At 55.8% G+C, this 18872-nt stretch carries 13 protein-coding genes and 1 pseudogene; 8 read left to right on the plus strand and 6 right to left on the minus strand.

Translation table 11 applies throughout. The features are described 5' to 3' along the window. Positions 1–90 precede the first annotated feature (90 nt). The 5 genes from ABD847_RS14690 to ABD847_RS14710 all read left to right on the plus strand — a co-directional run bounded on the left by ABD847_RS14690 (position 91) and on the right by ABD847_RS14710 (position 5413). Entirely contained in the window at positions 91–1629 is a 1539-nt protein-coding gene (locus ABD847_RS14690; protein WP_345014375.1) for an RNA-directed DNA polymerase, read from the plus strand. Between the two features lie 671 nt (positions 1630–2300). Further along, positions 2301–2666 (plus strand): hypothetical protein, encoded by a 366-nt coding sequence (locus ABD847_RS14695; protein WP_345014377.1) that lies wholly within the window; start codon positions 2301–2303, stop codon positions 2664–2666. 417 nt (positions 2667–3083) lie between these two features. Further along, entirely contained in the window at positions 3084–3833 is a 750-nt protein-coding gene (locus ABD847_RS14700) for an FRG domain-containing protein (RefSeq protein WP_345014378.1), read from the plus strand. Positions 3834–3946: 113 nt separating this feature from the next. Continuing rightward, the gene (locus ABD847_RS14705) at positions 3947–4696 is read left to right on the plus strand and encodes a hypothetical protein (RefSeq protein ID WP_345014379.1); all 750 of its coding nucleotides are present in this window, start codon (positions 3947–3949) and stop codon (positions 4694–4696) included. Positions 4697–4855: 159 nt separating this feature from the next. Further along, positions 4856–5413, plus strand: a complete 558-nt coding sequence (locus ABD847_RS14710) for a response regulator (RefSeq protein ID WP_345014380.1) — start codon at positions 4856–4858, stop codon at positions 5411–5413. Positions 5414–5437: 24 nt separating this feature from the next. Here ABD847_RS14710 and ABD847_RS14715 read toward each other — a convergent pair. Continuing rightward, positions 5438–6478 (minus strand): annotated as a pseudogene (locus tag ABD847_RS14715) (IS481 family transposase). A gap of 717 nt (positions 6479–7195) precedes the next feature. Then, positions 7196–11080: an ATP-dependent RNA helicase HrpA gene (hrpA, locus tag ABD847_RS14720; protein ID WP_345014382.1), complete on the minus strand. Its 3885-nt coding sequence runs from the start codon at positions 11078–11080 to the stop codon at positions 7196–7198. Positions 11081–11322: 242 nt separating this feature from the next. Here hrpA and fnr point away from each other — a divergent pair, with 242 nt between their 5' ends. The 3 genes from fnr to ttcA all read left to right on the plus strand — a co-directional run bounded on the left by fnr (position 11323) and on the right by ttcA (position 14104). Further along, the gene (gene fnr, locus ABD847_RS14725) at positions 11323–12084 is read left to right on the plus strand and encodes a fumarate/nitrate reduction transcriptional regulator Fnr (protein WP_345014384.1); all 762 of its coding nucleotides are present in this window, start codon (positions 11323–11325) and stop codon (positions 12082–12084) included. A gap of 102 nt (positions 12085–12186) precedes the next feature. Further along, positions 12187–13107 (plus strand): universal stress protein UspE, encoded by a 921-nt coding sequence (uspE, locus tag ABD847_RS14730; RefSeq protein WP_345014386.1) that lies wholly within the window; start codon positions 12187–12189, stop codon positions 13105–13107. Between the two features lie 67 nt (positions 13108–13174). Continuing rightward, positions 13175–14104 carry a tRNA 2-thiocytidine(32) synthetase TtcA gene (ttcA, locus tag ABD847_RS14735; protein ID WP_345014388.1) on the plus strand — a complete coding sequence of 310 codons (930 nt, stop codon included), beginning with the start codon at positions 13175–13177 and terminating at the stop codon, positions 14102–14104. Positions 14105–14163: 59 nt separating this feature from the next. On the opposite strand, the gene ABD847_RS14740 is transcribed toward ttcA, so the two are convergent. The 4 genes from ABD847_RS14740 to pheS form a co-directional block, all read right to left on the minus strand. Beyond that, positions 14164–14916, minus strand: a complete 753-nt coding sequence (locus ABD847_RS14740) for a hypothetical protein (RefSeq protein ID WP_345014390.1) — start codon at positions 14914–14916, stop codon at positions 14164–14166. Positions 14917–15124: 208 nt separating this feature from the next. After that, positions 15125–15436 (minus strand): integration host factor subunit alpha, encoded by a 312-nt coding sequence (locus ABD847_RS14745; RefSeq protein WP_345014392.1) that lies wholly within the window; start codon positions 15434–15436, stop codon positions 15125–15127. Between the two features lie 2 nt (positions 15437–15438). Next, the gene (pheT, locus tag ABD847_RS14750) at positions 15439–17826 is read right to left on the minus strand and encodes a phenylalanine--tRNA ligase subunit beta (protein ID WP_345014394.1); all 2388 of its coding nucleotides are present in this window, start codon (positions 17824–17826) and stop codon (positions 15439–15441) included. A gap of 15 nt (positions 17827–17841) precedes the next feature. Further along, positions 17842–18825 (minus strand): phenylalanine--tRNA ligase subunit alpha, encoded by a 984-nt coding sequence (gene pheS / locus ABD847_RS14755; protein ID WP_345014396.1) that lies wholly within the window; start codon positions 18823–18825, stop codon positions 17842–17844. Between the last annotated feature and the right edge of the window lie 47 nt (positions 18826–18872).

The raw sequence follows: 18872 nt of genomic DNA on the forward strand, positions 1-18872 counted from the left end.
GGTAGATCAACCTGGCGCCAGCGAATATGCTGGCATTTTAAGGCCCCAATAGGCGCCGGTTATCTAAACGTTAGATGCAAGGAGTACTAAATGACCATAGGTAGGGATTCAATTGAATGGGCAATTAATTTTGTATCTGATCATTCTGATGGAGACCTATTTCCGAAGATTATTGAAGTCGGTGCAATAAAAACTAGATTGGAAGAGTTTATTAAAGCTGTTGAGAATAAAAATCTTACTGATTTTCCGCCAAAAGCGTGCCGGCGATTCATTGTTCCTAAAGATGAAATATCTTATAGACAAGCCACCCAGTTACACCCACAAGATTCATTACTTCTTTCAGCATTAATTTATCAGTACGGTCAGGGAATAGAAGACCGCAGACTTGTAAATGATAAGGTTTTTAGTTATCGGTTTAAGCCTACAGTTGATGATGGCCTCTATGGCAATAAGAACGCATGGAATGAGTTTTGGAAAAAGGCTGATATCCTTTCTCGTTCTTCCAATGTTGTGCTGTATTTAGATATTGCTGATTTTTACAATCAGATCTATCATCACACCGTTGAGAATCAATTGATAGAGTCTGGATTTCCAAATCAAGCAACTAAGTGGGTAATATCCCTACTCGAGTCAACTACCGCTGGAGTATCCAGAGGCGTACCAATAGGCCCGCACCCGATACATCTCATTGCGGAAGCAACTCTCATCCCTATAGATAATAGCTTGGATACGAGTGGATTTAACTTTATCCGATATGCGGACGACATTCTCATTTTCTGCGATTCTGAGAAAGAAGCAAAGTCAACTCTGGCTACAGTGGCCACTGTCTTAGATCGTCAACAGCGGTTAATGCTGCAAAGACATAAAACTAAAATTTATTCGCCGAATGATTTCAGAGAGTTAAGTCGCGATATGATCGAAGACCGCCCCATCGATAGGAATGAGGCTAGATTGTTAGGGATTATAAGAAAATATACAGGAGGCAACCCCTATCAAGGAATATCATATAATGCCATTTCTCCAAATGATTGGTCTCAATTTTCTCAGGAAGTAGTGGGTAAAATTATTCAAGAGTATTTGAGTAAAGAGGACGTTGATTATATACGGCTTAGGTGGTTCTATCGGAGGTTGGCTCAAGTTGGTCATCCTGGAGCCATAGATGTGTCTCTTGAAAATTTAGACTCTTTAGGGCCCTGTTTTGCGAATATATGCTTTTACATTTCATCAATACAAAGTATTGAGCCAGAGAGATGGAAGGATATAGGTAGTAAGTTATTGGTTCTTCTAGAAGCTGATGAAGTTAAAAATAATGAGTTCTTTAGGCTATCAATACTAAGCCTTTTCTCAAGAAACGAATTTATCAACCATTTTTCTCATTTGGCAAAGATTTTCGGTTCGTCAGATTCCTTTGCTAGAAGAGAGATCATGCTGTCAGCTTACCAAAATAAAGCTTTTGATTGGCTTCGTGAGCATAAAGAGTCTTTTGGTAATATGGATCCTTGGCAAAAAATGGCATTTATATATTGCGCCTCAGCTTTACCAAGCGACGAGAAGAAGTATTTTATCAATAGGCATGCCTACCATGGTCCATTTGAGGATGTTTTGTCAAAGTGGGCAAAGAGCATCTAACAATGCGCTGCTATCGGATAAATTTTCCGCTGCGCTCCAAATTTACCGCAGAGCACGGCGTTATACGCAATTAGAGATCAGCGCATGAGAGTAATAGTTACACTACTTACAATTTCTAGCGTAACCATTTTAGGGGGATGTGACTCATTATACGGAGTTTCCAGATACACCCCAGTTGGTGAAGTAAGGCTTCCTATAGAGTGTATGATTGAGGCAACTAAAGCAGTTTCTGGCGTTTCCGGTGTAGAGCACCGAATCGAACAAGGCGGTCGTGAATTGACTTTGAGCGGTGTGCAGCAACCGGAGACTATTGATAGGTTTCTGTATAGCTATGATGGATTACACGGGAATTTCTATTTTCGCACTAACTACAAGGGCGTAGTTGAATTTCACCATACCTACATTGATATCAATCGCCGTCCCGCTCAGTCTGAGATCGATAGGATTAGGCCAGCGATGATAGAAATTGAAAATTCAATACGTAAGCGATGCGACGTAGATCTTTCAACAAAAGCAATAGAAAGCTGTATAGAGGTTACCTGTGGGGGCGTATAACAATCACATGCAGTGGAGCAACCTACGTTCCGCAATTTTTGTGCATTCCCTTCGGTCATTTTTGCACAAAATAGCTCCACTACGGCTGCCCACTGATGTGGGCGTTAGAAGGCATAATGAGAAACCTCTACTTTATCTTTATTGTTATTTTTTTAGCTTCATGCGCTAGCGCTATCCCTCCCGGGCTTTATCAAAGAAGTGCAGATGGCATCACAGATAAGCTTTATGTGAATTCAGAAGGTCATGAATGCTTCTACGTTGTTGAATATCCAGTCGATGCGTTTGGAAGTGCCTGCCATTTGATTTCCAACGGAAATAAGATGTACAAAATGTTTGTTTTCGATATAACGAATGAAAGCTCCGAAGAAGTATACATTTTTGATATAACATACTTAGGTCAATCCCTAGTGCTTAATGAACACCAAAACATTAATGAACGCCCCATTACATTAAAATATGTTTTTGATTCATCTAACAAATAGTTTAAGTCGTTCGCTTCGCTCACTGGGACGCGCATAAAGCCGCGCGCCCCATAACTAAAATGTTAGCGACAATGCGAATGAACCCCGCCAGTTCGTGCGCTCTGCCTGCGTTCTTGGTCGTCGCCGGCGCCTCGCAACGTTTGTTGCGACACATCACCGTTATCGGGGTTCGTAGGCTTGCAGGGCACGGCAGCTCGCGGCATTCTCAGACCTAATCGCGGTGCGTCTCGCCACCGCAGTACCGCTGTCAAACTTCGGCACTTCGAGCATGGCTTGCACGACGCATGGCGCGGGTTTCACCTCTGCCGCTAACAAGTCCGTCAACGGGAACCCAAATGCTGCGCATTTGGGTTCCCTCGGCTACGCCTCGGTGCCCTTTACGTCCAACGTTAACAAGATATAAGTTTCGAGGAAAATTTGGAATATAACAACCAGAAAATCGAGTCCGTTACACAATACATAGATTTAATCGAGAAAGTTAAAAAACAATGTGAGGACAAAGGTAATAAAGCAGAGCTTTTGTTTCGAGGACAAAGACAAGACAAAGATTTACTCCCCAAAATAGCTCGATTAGACTTGAATGGTACTCTAAGAAACGTCGAAAAATTAATGCTAGATGAGTTTCGCAGAGCTTGTTTACCTTTAGCTGAGTTTGAACCAAAAAATAATTGGGATTTATTAGCATTAGCTCAACATCATGGATTACCAACCAGACTTCTTGATTGGAGCTTTAGTGCTCTAGTTGCATTATGGTTTAGTATTCAAAAGGAACCAGCGAAAGATAAACATGGTAAGCAAGAGCATGGGGTTGTTTGGATCTTATGCGCGGAAATGAAGGATTTTAGGGACACAACAAAAGATGATGATCCCTTAGAAAATAAAAGTACAAAAGTTTTCCGTTCTCGTGTTATCTCGAAAAGAATATCTGCACAAGCAGGGGCTTTTACCGTTCATCGAATTTTAGATAATGGAAAAATTGTTAAATTTGAAACACACCATGAATTCAAAAATAAACTTATAAAATTGGTTATTCCGCCAAGTGCCTTTCATAGTATTCGAAAATCATTGTCGTTACTCGGTATTAATCATGCGCAAATATTTCCTGATATTGATGGTTTGTGCCAACACTTGGAAAGGAGATTTTCTAAGTTAGAGGATGAGAAATAATCTTGTTAACAAGTCGAATCAATTGACAAAATAATTGTCACGCATTTTGCCGAGCAAAATGACGTGCCAAATATTTTGCAACTGTTCTCAGCGTTATGCTTAAGGGAATCGACATGAGAAAGAACTTTTCTAAAAAAGTTAGAACAGAAATAGCATTAAGATCGATGTATGTTTGTGCAAATCCTAGCTGTCTTTGTTTGACCGGCTACAGCACAACCGAGGGCAAAGCAAGAAGTATCGCAGAAGGCGCACATATAAATGCGGCCAGTGATGATGGCCCTAGATCAGACCTAAAACTTACTGATGGCTATTTAAAGTCTGCAGATAATGGGATTTGGCTTTGTAAGATATGCCACGACAAAGTAGATGATGACGAATCGTATTATTCTGTAGCTGATCTTAAAAGCTGGAAGACTCAACATGAGTTAGTCATTAGGAATATAGTCGGCAAAGATCTTGAAAGCGCGCTTCTGGATTTGCGAGCTTCAAAGAGGCACCACGAAGAAACTCGTGATCTGGTATCTTTTCTAGAAAGTAAACGTGTTTTATATGAAGGGCTTGATTTCGAATTCCCTCCTCGGGTCTTGGATTCGCTCAATCTAATCCGAGAAAGAATCTCAATGACGAGAGCCAAAATAAATCCTAACACCGAACTGTTTGTCGCGTTAAATAAATTGCAGGAAGTTATTGACACTTTTCTTAGAAATATTGGAATTGATACTGACCTGAAATCATTAAGGTGTGATTCAAGAGATCCTAAATGGTGTAATTTTGCTGAAGAGCTTAAAAAGCTACGGTCAGGCATCGTTATTATCTTAAAAATAATTGCGGGTGACGCAGGCTATAAATTAACTTGGTGCTAGTAAAATTCATGCATAACAAACGCCTCCACGCAGACGCCCAAACCTGCGCTGCTTTTGTGGGTTTCGCTTCGCTATACTTTTACCACAAAGCCTCTCCGGTTTGGGCGCTGGTGAGCCGAGCGTTAGGCTGCCAATCGTAACAACGACTATAGGCTATATATGGAAAAAGAAACCGCAATAGAAGCAATTAAAATTATTCCAAGTTTAACTTGGGCAATTATTGGTTTTTTCGCGATAAAAAATTTCAAAACGGTAATAAGCGAAAACCTACTTCCAAGAATGACCAGCATAAAAGCGGCTGGTTTTGAAGCATCTTTTGAAAAAGAGGTGAAAGACGCTCTTGATAACATTTCAATTCGATATAAAGATATTCCAATTGGCTCTACAGCAAATAGAGAGCAAGTAGCCCGCAGAGCAAACAGAATATATCCAATCCTACAGAAAACAAAAATATTATTAGTTGATGACGAACCCAAGCAAATATCATTCTTGATCAACATACTCGAAAGGTTGGACATAGTACATCAAGTGGCCATTTCGACAGAAGACGCAATTGTAAGATTAGGTAATCAGAACTTTGACCTAATCATTTCAGACATTAAAAGAAGAGATGATGGCTCAGCTGGCATTCATATGCTTAAAAAATTAAAAGACATGAAAATAGAAATACCAACAATATTTTATATCAATGATTGTACAAATCTAGTAATCACCTGACACCGGCCTCAAACCGGTGTCTTGTTACGCGACTTTAGCGCGCTGTTCTTTGGGTATCAATTTCAGCCCTTTTTTGAACATGCTGTAGGGGGTCTGTCCCTCCATCATACGTCCCTGATGTGGCCGCTTGGTGTTGTAATGGTCAAGGTAGCTTTCCAGGTCGACCTGCATTTGTTCTACCGTCTCATACCAGGTCGTTCTTCCCTTGATTCGGAAGTGTTCATCCAGCAGCGTGCGGTGAAGCCGTTCAATAAAGCCATTGCTCTGCGGCCGTCGAACTTGCGTGGTTCGGTGCTCTATCCCTTCTAACTGCAAGAACAGCTCGTAAGGGTGGTGATCCGGCCGACCTCAGAACTCCCGACCATTGTCCGACAGGATGGTCTGCACCCTGGCCTCATACTCTTCAAAGAACGGCAGTACGGTTTCGTTGAGCACGTGAACGGAGGTGATGGGCAATTTACTGGTATACAGCCGGCCCCAGGCATAGCGGCTGTAGCAGTCGAGCACGGTCTGCAAATAGACCTTGCCCACGCCCTTGAGTGTCCCGACGAAGAAGGTATCCACAGCCACCAGTTCGCCGGTGTAATGCACTTCGATTTGTCGCTCACGGAATTCCGGACTAAAGCGCTCGAGCAGGCGGATTTGCTCATCATTGAGCTCGATAGCCTGCTCCCGGTGAGTTTTCTCCAGCCGCAGCAACCGGTCATGTTTGGACAGTAAATCGTGGCGCAGCCACACACCACGGACACCCCCTGCGCTAACGGCAATACCTTGCAGAGCAAGTTCCTGGGATACCCGCAGAGGTCCATACGTTGGATTAACCAGGCAGAAATCGAGAATGGCCTGCTCTATTTCGGGAGCTACCCGGTTGGGATGGGGCCCTTTGCAGCCAGGCAACTTGTCCAACAGGCCTTCAGAACCGTAAGTCTGATAGTTACGGCGGATCTCGTAAAACTGCTGCCGACTATAGCCCATGATCTTGCAGGCGCGGCTGACATTGCTGAGCTCTTTGGCCAGCTCTAGCAGGCTGAGTTTACGACGTGCTACTTTCTCGTTGGTGGTCATACGGTGACTCCAGATAACACGGTAGGGGTACCGTTTTGTTATCCGGTTTGAAGCCGTATGACCACTCCCTTTTGTGGGCAACTGTCAGGTGAATACCATCTCCATACACTTCCTTCTCTTCTTGGTAAGGTTTGGCATGGATTAATTAAGGTATGGCCATGGTTCTGAGGCACATAACCAGCTTGCGAAGGGCGCAATGCGCTTGACTGATTGCGCCCTACTCTTCTCCGCGATGTCAGAAACCATCACTCGCCAACCCAAAAACAAACGCTGCTTACGGGACGGGTCTCCCCTCTGTCCGGCCGAGGTGACGGCGCCGGGCGTAGGAGGCGAGACAGGACGCCGAGCCAGTCATCATCATGCATGGAGGCATGTTGATGACGATCCCAAAGCCCGGCGCTGGCGCCGAGGGAAGCCGCAGGCCCGGACAGCGGGGAGTGCCTGGGGGTCAAGGGGGCGGTGGCACGACCGCCCCCTTGTCGCCCCCGCCAAGCGGGTGTCTGGCCTGCCGCCCAGGCTGACCAAGGGCGAAACGGCCACTTGCACGTCATTCAACCAATCATGCAACCGGGCAACCGACCAGCAAGCCATCCCCCTCCCAACCTCCCCCTTGGTAAGGGGGAGGAGCCATAGCCAGGCACAATGGCCAGCCCTTGGCAGAGCAAGCCGCAGGCCTCACCAAAGCAAACGGGCGCTTTCGCGCCCGTCCAACCCACATCAACATTTGATGGCCGCTATCGCCTGACTCACCCGCTTATCCGAGATGGGATACGGCGTGCCCAGATTCTGGGCGAAAAACGACACGCGCAGCTCCTGCAGCATCCAGGCGATGTTGCCTACCTCGTCGGGCACCGGCAGCCCCTTGGGCAACTTGGCCAGCAGCTGCTGGTACTGCTGCTCCACCGCCTGCACCTTGAGCATGTAAACCCGGTCGCGGTTGGGATCCAGGGGTATCTTCTCCAGCCGCCGCTCGATGGCTTTGAGGTAACGCAGCAGATCCGGCAGCCGGGCCTGGCCGGTCTGGCTGACGAAGCCCTTGTGGATTAGCCCCTCCAGCTGGGCCTGGATGTCCGAGTGGGCATAGGCCAGCTCCAGGGTCACCCGCCCCTTCAATTGCTTCTTGATGCCGTGGGCGGTGGTGAGGATCTGCTCCACCTGGGCGGCGATGGCCACCACGGCGTCGTTGAGCTCACCGCGGATCGCCTCCTTCATGGCCTCGAACTCGGCGGCATCCCACTTGGGCGCGCCGTGCTGGCGCATCAGCTGATCGCAGCCGCAGGCGATGCAGTCATCGATCAGCTCCGCCACCTTGCCGAAGGGGTTGAAGTAGAGGCCCAGCTTGGCCTTGTTGGGCAGCTTCTCCTGCAGGTACTTGATGGGATTGGGCACGTTCAACAGCACCAGCCGCCGCTGGCCGGCCCACATGGCGGCCGCCTGGCCCGCCTGGGTGTCGAACAGCTGAATGCCCACCGACTCCTTGTTGTCCACCAGGGCCGGATAGGCCTTGACCTCGTAGCTACCGCGCTTCTGGCTGTATTCCTGGGGCAGCGGGCCGAAGCTCCACAGGGTCAGGCCGTCCTGCTCTATGTCGCTGTCCGCCACCTTGGAGAGGGTCTCCTGCACCTTGCCCTGCAGCTGATCCTTGAGGGTCTGCAGATCCTTGCCCTCGGCCAGCGGCTTGCCGTGCTCGTCCACCACCCTAAAGGTGATTTTCAGGTGATCGGGCACCAGATTGAGATCCCAGCTCTCCCGGGGGATGGTGACGCCGCTCATGCGTTTCAAGTGCTTCTCGATGCAATCCAGCAGCGGGCCCATGTCGGGATTGAGTGCCTGGTTCAAGGCCGAGGCGTAGTTGGGCGCCGGCACGAAGTTCTTGCGGATCGGCTTGGGCAGCGCCTTGATAAGGGCGATGAGCAGGTCCTGGCGCAGGCCGGGGATCTGCCACTCGAAGCCCGCCGGCTCCACCTGGTTGAGGATGGCCAAGGGAATGTGCACCGTCACCCCGTCCGCCGCCTCGCCAGGCTCGAACTGGTAGGAGAGCTTCAGCTTGATGCGGCCCTGGTGCCAGAAGTTGGGGTAATCCAGCTCGCTGATATGGCTGGCATCCCCCTTCATCAGCATCTCGCGCTCGAAGTTGAGCCGCTCGGGCTCGGCCTTGGCGGCCTGCTGCCACCAGGAGTCGAAGTGGCGGGCGCTGACCACCTCGTGGGGGATGCGCTCGTCATAGAAGGCGAACAGGGTCTCGTCGTCCACCAGAATGTCGCGGCGCCGCGACTTGTGCTCCAGCTCTTCGACCTCGGAGAGCAGCTTGAGATTCTGCTTGAAGAAGGCGTGGCGGGTGTCCCAGTCCCCCTCCACCAGGGCGCGGCGGATAAACAGCTCACGGCAGGCGGCCGGGTCTATCTGACTGTACTGCACCTCCCGCTCCGGCACTATGGTGAGGCCATAGAGGGTGACCTTCTCGGTGGCCAGCACGGCCCCGGCCTTCTTCGACCAGCGCGGATCCGAATAGCTGCGCTTGAGCAGATGACCGGCCAAAGGCTCGATCCACTCGGGCTGGATGCGCGCCGCGGTGCGGGCAAACAGCCGGGAGGTCTCGGTGAGCTCGGCGGCCATCACCCACTTGGGCGGCTTCTTGGCCAGAAACGAGCCGGGGAACAGCATGAAGCGGGCGTTGCGGGCACCGATAAACTCGTTTTTGTCGCCGTCCTTGATGCCGATGTGACTGAGCAGGCCCGCGAGCAGCGCCTGATGGATGCGGGTCGGGTCAGCGGCCACCTCGTTGTGCTTGAGGCCCAGCTCGCGGCTGGCCTGCCGCACCTGGTAGTGGATGTCCTGCCATTCGCGCACCCGCAGGTAGGAGAGAAACTCCTTCTGGCAGCGCTTGCGCAGCTGGTTCTGGCTCTCCTGGCTCTGGATCTCTTTTAAGTACTGCCACAGGTTCAGCAGAGCCAGGAAGTCGGAGTCCTTGTCCTCGAAGCGGCGGTGCAGCTCATCGCTTGCCTGCTTCTTGTCCATGGGCCGCTCCCGGGGATCCTGGATGGAGAGGGCCGCCGTGATGATGAGTACCTCTTCCAGGCAATCGAAGTCCGGCGCCGCCAGCACCATGCGCGCCAGCCGCGGGTCGAGCGGCACCCGCGCCAGCTGCTTGCCCAGGGCGGTGAGGCGCAGCCCCTCCTTGCCCTCGGGTTTGCCCTGGATGGCACCGAGCTCTTCCAACAGGCGCACGCCGTCGCTGATCTGGCGGCTGTCCGGCGCCTCCACGAAGGGGAAGCGGCTCATCTCCCCCAGACCGAGCGAGAGCATCTGCAGGATGACCGAGGCCAGGTTGGTGCGCAGAATTTCCGGATCGGTAAACTCGGGCCGGGAAAGGAAGTCCTGCTCGTCATACAGGCGGATGCAGATCCCCGGCGCCACCCGGCCGCAGCGGCCCTTGCGCTGGTTGGCGCTGGCCTGGGAGACGGGCTCGATGGGCAGCCGCTGCACCTTGGTGCGGGCCGAATAGCGGCTGATGCGCGCCGTGCCCGGGTCGATGACGTAACGGATGCCGGGCACCGTCAGGGAGGTTTCCGCCACGTTGGTGGCCAGCACGATGCGCCGACCGGCATGGGGGCTGAACACCCGGTTCTGCTCGGCGTTGGAGAGCCGCGAGTAGAGCGGCAAGATCTCGGTGTCCCGCAGGTTGCGTTTGCGCAGGGCATCGGCGGTGTCGCGGATCTCCCGCTCGCCGTTCATGAAGATCAGGATGTCGCCCAAGCCCTCGTGGCACAGCTCGTCCACCGCATCGAAGATGCCCTGCAGCGGGTCCTTCTCGTCGCTGCCCTCGACCAAGGGCCGGTAGCGGGTCTCGACGGGGTAGGTGCGGCCCGACACCTCTATGATGGGCGCCTTGCCGAAGTGACGGGAGAAGCGCTCTGGATCTATGGTGGCGGAGGTGATGATCACCTTGAGATCCGGCCGCTTGGGCAGCAGCTGCTTTAGATAGCCCAGGATGAAGTCGATGTTGAGGCTGCGCTCGTGGGCCTCGTCGATGATGAGGGTGTCGTACTGGCTCAAGAAGCGATCGTGCTGGATTTCCGCCAGCAGGATGCCGTCGGTCATCAGCTTGACGTAGGAGTCGGCGCTGACCTGATCGTTGAAGCGCACCTTGTAGCCTACCGCCTGGCCCAGCTCGCACTTGAGCTCCTCGGCGATGCGGCTGGCCACGCTGCGGGCCGCCAGACGCCGGGGCTGGGTGTGACCTATGAGGCCCTGGATGCCACGACCGGCTTCGAGACAGATCTTGGGCAGCTGGGTGGTCTTGCCCGAGCCGGTCTCACCGGCCACGATCACCACCTGGTGGGCCGCGATGGCCGCCGCTATCTCGTCTTTCTTCTGGCTGACCGGCAATTCTTCGGGGTAACTGATGGCCGGGATCTGCCCGGCGCGCTGCTCGGCCCGCAGTTGGGCGGCGGCGATCTCCAGGGCCAGGGTTTCCAGAATGGGCTGACGCTTCTTCTCCGGCACCCGCTCCACCCCCTTCAGGCGGCGGTACAGGGACTGGCGATCCATGGTCAGACAGGCGGACAGGGCCGCCTGCAGTTGGGCAATCTCGAGTGACAAAACAGACCTCTGATGATGAAACCCCTCGCCGACACTGGGCACCGGCCTGGGGGCTGTCTGCCCCAGCACGGGGCAACAGGGAACTGGGGCTGCATGCTACCAGAAATGGCCGGCCATCGCAGCGCCGGCACAAGACGAGCCTCGTTAGAGGCCGATGCAGACAGACGCATCGGGAGCCTGTGCAACGGCCGCGGCTTAGGGTAGTATTGTTTGATAAAAATCAAAAACCATCTGATGTCGAGATGATCCAAGACAAGAAAAGCCCCAAAAGAGCCCCATCTGGAGCCTGCACCATTCACTGTCAGGACTGTAGCATCAGTCAGCTGTGCATTCCGTTCACCCTGAATGAGCAGGAGCTGGATCAGCTCGACAACATCATAGAGCGCAAGAAACCCATCCAGAAGGGGGAAACCCTGTTCAAGGCGGGTGACGAGCTCAAGTCCCTCTATGCCATCCGCTCCGGCACCATCAAGTCCTACACCATCACGGAACAGGGGGACGAGCAGATCACCGGCTTCCACCTGGCCGGCGATCTGGTGGGCTTTGATGCCGTCTCCCGCCAGCGGCACCTCTCCTTCGCCCAGGCGCTGGAAACCTCCATGGTCTGCGAGATCCCGTTCGACATCCTGGACGAGCTCTCCGGTCGCATGCCCAAGCTGCGACAGCAGATCATGCGCCTGATGAGCAGCGAGATCATGGGGGATCAGGAGATGATCTTGCTGCTATCCAAGAAGAATGCCGAGGAGCGGCTGGCCGCCTTCTTGCATAACCTCTCTACCCGGTTCAGCGAGCGTGGCTTCTCCGCCAGGGAATTCCGCCTCTCCATGACCCGCGGTGACATTGGCAACTACCTGGGCCTGACCGTGGAAACCATCAGCCGGCTGCTGGGACGTTTCCAAAAGATCGAGCTGATCAAGGTCAAGGGCAAGTATGTGACCATACTGGATCCCGTGGTGCTGGCCCAGCTGGCCGGGGCGGCCAGCTGCCGTATCCCCACACCCTGAGGACGAATGCCTGATTTATTGACGCCGTCGTCCAACAGAGTGCAGCCCATGGGCTAACCTAATGATGTAGTTACCGTTCTCGATAATTTTTCAGGGGGTAGCATGATCAAGTACAACAACATTCTGGTGGTGATTGATCCGGCGGTGGATGAACAGGCTTCCCTGCACCGCGCGCTGGATATCGCCCGCTTGGGTCAGGGCGTCAAGCTCACGCTGTTCCTGGCCATCTACGACTTTTCCTACGAAATCACCTCCATCCTCTCCGCCGAGGAACGCGACGAGATGCGCAGCGGGGTGGTGAACTATCGGCAGGAATGGCTGCAGGCCATGGCCGAACCCTACCTCACCCAGGGATTCGATATCGTGGTGAAGGTGGTCTGGCATAGCCGGCCCTTCGAGCAGATCCTGCAGGAGGTGGAAGCGGGGCACCATGATCTGGTGGTCAAGGGTGCCCACCACTACAACCTGCTGCAGACCTTCATCTTCACCCCCACCGACTGGCACCTGATCCGCCGCTGCCACTGCCCGGTGCTACTGGTCAAGGAGCACGAGTGGCCCATGCATGGTCAGGTGCTGGCGGCACTCAACTTCAGCGACGAGCCGGTACAGCAGGCCTTGAATGAGAAGATAGTGCGGGAGGCCCAGCAGGTGGCCCAGCTGCTCAAGTCCGAGCTGCATCTGGTGAACGCCTTCCCCTGCCCCACCATCAACATCGCCCTGGAGGTGCCGGGCTTCACCCCCGAGATCTACAACGATGCCATCCGCCAGCATCACATCAACCAGATGGCCGAGTATGCCGCCCGTTACCATGTGCCCGATGATCACACCCATATCCGCGAGGGGCTGCCGGAGGACGTGCTGCCTGAGCTGGCCCTGGAGCTGGATGCCGAGCTGGTGGTGCTGGGCAGCGTGGGTCGTACCGGCTGGTCAGCGGCCCTGATTGGCAACACCGCCGAGCAGGTGGCGGACGAGATGTCCTGCGATCTCATCGTCATCAAACCCGATGCCGACGAGGCCGAGTAGGCCTGCCTTGCCCTCCCCCGGGACACGGCTATAATAGGCCGCCTTTTTTGTCCCGTGGGGAGCGGTCATGACGCAAGAACTTAGCGCGAAACAGATCTACAACAACAACAAGTTGCAGAAACGCCTGCGGCGCCATGTCGGTCAGGCCATCGCCGATTTCAACATGATTGAAGAGGGTGACAAGGTGATGGTCTGCCTGTCCGGCGGCAAGGACAGCTTCACCATGCTGGACATACTGCGCAACCTGCAGGCCAGTGCGCCGGTGCGCTTCGAGCTGGTGGCGGTGAACCTTGATCAGAAGCAACCCGGCTTCCCCGCCGAGGTGCTGCCCGCCTACCTGGACAGCCTGGGCATCGAGTACAAGATTGTCGAAGAGGACACCTACTCCATCGTCAAGGAGAAGGTCGCCCCTGGCAAGACCACCTGCTCCCTGTGCTCGCGGCTGCGCCGTGGCATCCTGTACCGCACCGCCAAGGAGCTGGGCGCCACCAAGATTGCCCTGGGGCACCACAGGGATGACATCCTCGAGACCCTGCTGCTGAACATGTTCTACGGCGGCAAGCTCAAGTCCATGCCGCCTAAGCTGGTGAGCGACGATGGCCAGAATGTGGTGATCCGCCCCCTGGCCTACTGCAAGGAGAAGGACATAGTCCGCTACGCCGACTGGCGCGCCTTCCCCATCATCCCCTGCAACCTGTGCGGCTCCCAGGAGAACCTGCAGCGCAAGGCCATCAAGCAGATGCTGCAGGAGTGGGATCGCCGCTTCCCGGGTCGGATAGAGTCCATGTTCACCGCCCTGCAAGACGTGATACCCAGCCACCTGCTGGATCATCGCCTGTTCGACTTCAAGTCCATCAACCGCGACAGCGGGGTAGTTGATGGCGGCGACATCGCCTTCGACAAGCCGGAGTTCCCCCTGGTGCCCCAGCAGCAAGCGGACGATGAGGATGAGTTGCTCGATGGCGCGCAGCGGCTGGACATCATAGAGCTGAGCTGACCCTAGGCCCCACTGCCAAAAATAATCAGGGCGCCTTAGGCGCCCTTTGCATTTCTAGATCACGCCAGCCAGCGGCTGCCGGCATCCCCCACCACCTGCACCCGCACCCCGCAGATCTCCCGATACAGCAGGCCCCGCAGTATCAGGTAGAAGGGTGCCAAGATCAGCAGCCCCATGCCCATGGGCAGCAAGGCCAGCACCAGCAGACCCAGCATCAGCAGGTGCAGCAGCAACAAGGGTTGCCAGCAGCGCACGAACAGCCGCACGGATAACCATAAGGCGGTGAGCGGATTGCAGCCCCGCTCCAGCATCAGGGGCACACAGAACAGGCTCAACATGGCAAACAGCACGGACGGCAACATGGAGAGCCATTGACCGCCGCCATGTTGTTCGATGGCCAGGCTAAGCAACGCCGAGCTGACATTCACCAGCATGCTCAGGCCCGCCAGGGGCAGCATGAAACGCCAGTAATCAAATACTCGGCTGGCCCGCACCGGCAGGCCCACAGCACGCTGCAGGCCCATCATCTCCAGCCCACCGGTCAAGGGTGCCAGCAAGGCGGTGAGCAGCAACCCCAGCAGGGTCAGGGCGCGAGGATCCGGCGTCTGCCCCAACCAATAGCCGGCGACCTGCCCCAACAACAGCCAGATCGCCGTCACTCCCAACAGCGCCAGCAGCACACCCGCGCTGCCGCGATGAAAGGTCAACTGGACCGCCTCGCGCAATAACGCCCGCAGGGATAGTGCGGGGGGATGGGACAAGGAGGTATCGATATCTCCCCCTAGGACGACGATGCGCGACGGCTCACTCATAAGAACTACCCAACAAAAATCGAGGCGGCAGTATAGCATCTTGCCCGGCCGCCCGCGCCAAGGCAAAACAGCTGCCTCGCCCGCTGGCTGAGGTCAGCATTAAGGTGAATCTACTCGGCCCAGACTGCCCGGCAGACAGGCACAAAAAAGCCAGGCATTTGCCTGGCCTTTTTTGAGCACGAGCCGGATTGATCTTCAGCCAACGGGCTCATTCCTCATCATCACTTTCCGTCGGTGTGGCATGTTCCACCCTGGCCTTGAGCTTCTGGCCGGGGCGGAAGGTCACCACCCGGCGGGCCGTGATGGGGATGTCCTCGCCGGTTTTCGGGTTGCGACCCGGACGTTCGCTCTTGGTGCGCAACTCGAAGTTACCAAAGCCAGAGATCTTCACCTGCTCGCCGGCTTCCAGGGCGATACGGATTTCCTCGAAAAAGGCTTCCACCATCTCCTTGGCGTCCCGCTTGCTCATCCCAAGCTGGTCGAACAGATGTTCAGCGATATCGGCTTTGGTCAAGGCCATAGTCAATCCCTCAAGGATGCATTGAACTCAGTGCGGAGCCCCTCCACCACCTGGTTGACGGTATCGGCGATCTCCTTCTCCTCCAGGGTGCGTTGTGTATCCTGCAAGATGAGACTGATGGCCAGACTCTTCTTGCCTTCCGGAACACCCGGCCCCTGGTATATGTCGAACAAGTTTATTCCAACTACCTGATTTCCGCCAATTTTTTTGATGTGCAGCAGCAAATCATCTGCGGCGAGGGACTCATCCACCACCAGAGCCAAATCGCGCCGGTTGGCCGGGAAGCGGGAGAGCTCGCACGCCGCCGGGATCCGGGCCTGCAACAGGGCCGCCAGCTCCAGCTCGAACAGCACCACCTTGCTCTTGAGACCCAGCTTCTTCTCCAGGCTCGGGTGAATCACACCGATCCAGCCTACCGGCACCCCATCCTTGTCGATCCGCGCCGCTTGGCCCGGATGCAGCGCGCTGTGGGTATCCCGCACGAAGCGGAAGCGTTCGGCTTCACCGGTCAGGGCCAGCAGGGCTTCCAGATCACCCTTAAGATCGAAGAAGTCCACCGGGCGCGAGGCCAGGCCCCACTGCTCTCCCGCCAGATCACCACAGATCACGCCAGCCAGCAAGGGCTCCTGGCGAATCCCGTTCTCGGCCGCCGGATCCTTGATGAAACGCAAACCGGTTTCAAACAGGCGTACCCGGGTTTGCTGACGGTTCTGGTTATACACCAGGGCATCAATGAGACCCGGCCAGATGGAGACGCGCATGGCGGACATCTCGGCGGAGATGGGGTTCGGCAGCACGATAGGATCGCAATCCGGGAACAGCAGGCTCATGGGCTTGGGATCCACGAAGCTGTAAGTGATGGCCTCCTGGTAACCGCGATCCACCAACAGATCCCGAGCGCGTTTCAGGGGCAGATCCGCCTCGGGGCGCTCTATCATCTGCAGGTGTGCCACCGGCGGCTCATTGGGAATATTGTTGTAGCCGTAGATGCGGGCCACTTCCTCAATCAGATCCTCCTCGATGGCGATGTCGAAACGCCAGCTGGGCGCCAGGGCCTGCCAGCCGTCGGCGGTCGCCGTCACGGTCAGCCCGAGGCGAGTCAGGATCTCCACCACCTCAGCATCATCGAAGGCCATGCCGACCACCCGGGTCAGCTTGTCGCGACGCAGGGTGATAGGCTGGGCTTGCGGCAGATGGGCTTGGCTTGCCACCTCGATCACCGGGCCCGCTTCACCGCCACAGATATCCAACAGCAGGCGGCTGGCGCGATCCATGGCCTGGGCCTGCAGCTGAGAGTCCACCCCACGCTCGAAGCGGTGGGAGGAGTCGGTCGACAGGCCGTAGCTGCGGGCGCGGCCCTTGATGGCCAGGGGGGCGAAGAAGGCACACTCCAGCAGAATGTCCTGGGTGGTGGCGGACACACCGGAATGCAGGCCACCAAACACCCCGGCCAGGGCCAGCGGGCCTTGGCGGTCGGCAATCACCAGAGTATCGGGCTTGAGGCTGACCTCGGTCTCATCCAGCAGGGTGAGCTTCTCGTCGGCCTGGGCCAACCGCACCACCAGCTCGCCGGACAGCTTGGCCAGATCGAAGGCGTGCATGGGTTGCCCCAGCTCCAGCATCACGTAGTTGGTGACATCCACCACGGGGTCTATGCTGCGCAGGCCACAGCGGCGCAACCGCTCCTGCATCCACAGCGGGGTGGCGGCAGCCAGGTTCAGCCCCTTGAGCACCCGCCCCTGATACCGCGGGCAAGCCTCGGCAGCCTCGACACGGATGGGGAAGCTGGCATCACAGCTGGCGGCCACCGGCGCCCACTGGGGCACGGTGACGGCGCAGCGGTTGAGCACCGCAATCTCGCGGGCCAGGCCGGCGATCCCCAGGCAGTCGGCCCGGTTGGCGGTCAGATCCACTTCGATGGTCACATCGTTGAGCTGCAGGTAATCCCGCAGATCCGTCCCGATGGGCGCATCCAGCGGCAACTCTATGATGCCATCGGCTTCCACCGGAATACCCAGCTCGCTGTAGGAGCAGAGCATGCCGTGAGACGGCTGGCCACGCAGCTTGGCCTTCTTGATGGTGAAGTCACCAGGCAGCACGGCGCCGACGGTGGCCACCGCCACCTTGAGGCCGGCACGGCAGTTGGGCGCGCCGCAGACGATGTCCAGCAGCTCGCTCTGCCCCACGTTCACCTTGGTGACCCGCAGCTTGTCGGCATCCGGGTGCTGGGCGCACTCCACCACTTCCCCCACCAGGACACCATTGAAGGTGCCGGCCACCGGCTCGATGCCGTCCACTTCCAGCCCGGCCATGGTGATCTGTTCGGCCAGGGTCTCGGTAACCAGGTCGGCCGCTACCCACTCGGCCACCCAGGATTGACTGAATTTCATCTGTTTTCCCTTCCCTTACTTGAACTGCTTGAGGAAGCGCAGGTCGTTCTCGAAAAACGCACGCAGGTCATTGACGCCGTAGCGCAGCATGGTCAGCCGCTCGACACCCATGCCGAAGGCAAAGCCGGAGTAGCGCTCCGGGTCTATACCCACAGAGCGCAGCACGCTGGGGTGCACCATGCCGCAGCCGAGCACCTCGAGCCAACGGCCGTTCTTGCCCATCACATCCACTTCGGCACTGGGCTCGGTAAAGGGGAAATAGGAGGGGCGGAAACGGATCTGCAGATCCTCTTCGAAGAAGTGCAGCAGGAAGTCGTGCAATATGCCCTTGAGCTCGGTGAAGCTGACCTTCTCATCCACCAGCAGCCCTTCCACCTGATGGAACATGGGGGTATGGGTCATATCGTAGTCATTACGATACACCCGGCCCGGGGCTATGATGCGAATGGGCGGCTGTTGCTGCTCCATGGTGCGGATCTGCACCCCTGAGGTGTGGGTGCGCAGCATCAGGGTCGGGTCGAAGAAGAAGGTATCGTGATCGGTACGCGCCGGGTGATGGGCCGGAATGTTCAGGGCATCGAAGTTGTGGAAATCGTCTTCGATCTCGGGGCCGGTGGCGACGCTGAAGCCCAGCTCGCCAAACAGGCGTTCGATACGCTCTATGGTGCGGGTCACCGGGTGCAGGCCACCCTGCTCCAGGCGACGGCCTGGCAGGCTGACGTCGATGGTTTCGGCGGCCAGCTTCTTGTTGAGTTCTGCGGACTGCAGGGCATCGCGCTTGGCGTTCAGGGCATCCTGCACCGCCATCTTGGCCTGGTTGATGCGGGCACCGGCCGCCGGCTTCTCTTCATTGGGCAGGGCGCCCAGACCCTTCATCTGCTCGGTGAAGAAGCCCTTCTTCCCCAGATACTGAACGCGCAGCTCTTCCAGGGCGGCCGCCTCCGTGACACTCTCGATTTCTGCCTGTGCCTTGGCAATCACTTCTTCTAGCTGTTGCATGGTTTCCTCTTAACCCTCGCCCCCGAGGGGCAAAATGGCATGTATAG

Source organism: Pseudaeromonas paramecii, assembly GCF_039540575.1.
In the GTDB taxonomy this organism is placed as follows: domain Bacteria; phylum Pseudomonadota; class Gammaproteobacteria; order Enterobacterales; family Aeromonadaceae; genus Pseudaeromonas; species Pseudaeromonas paramecii.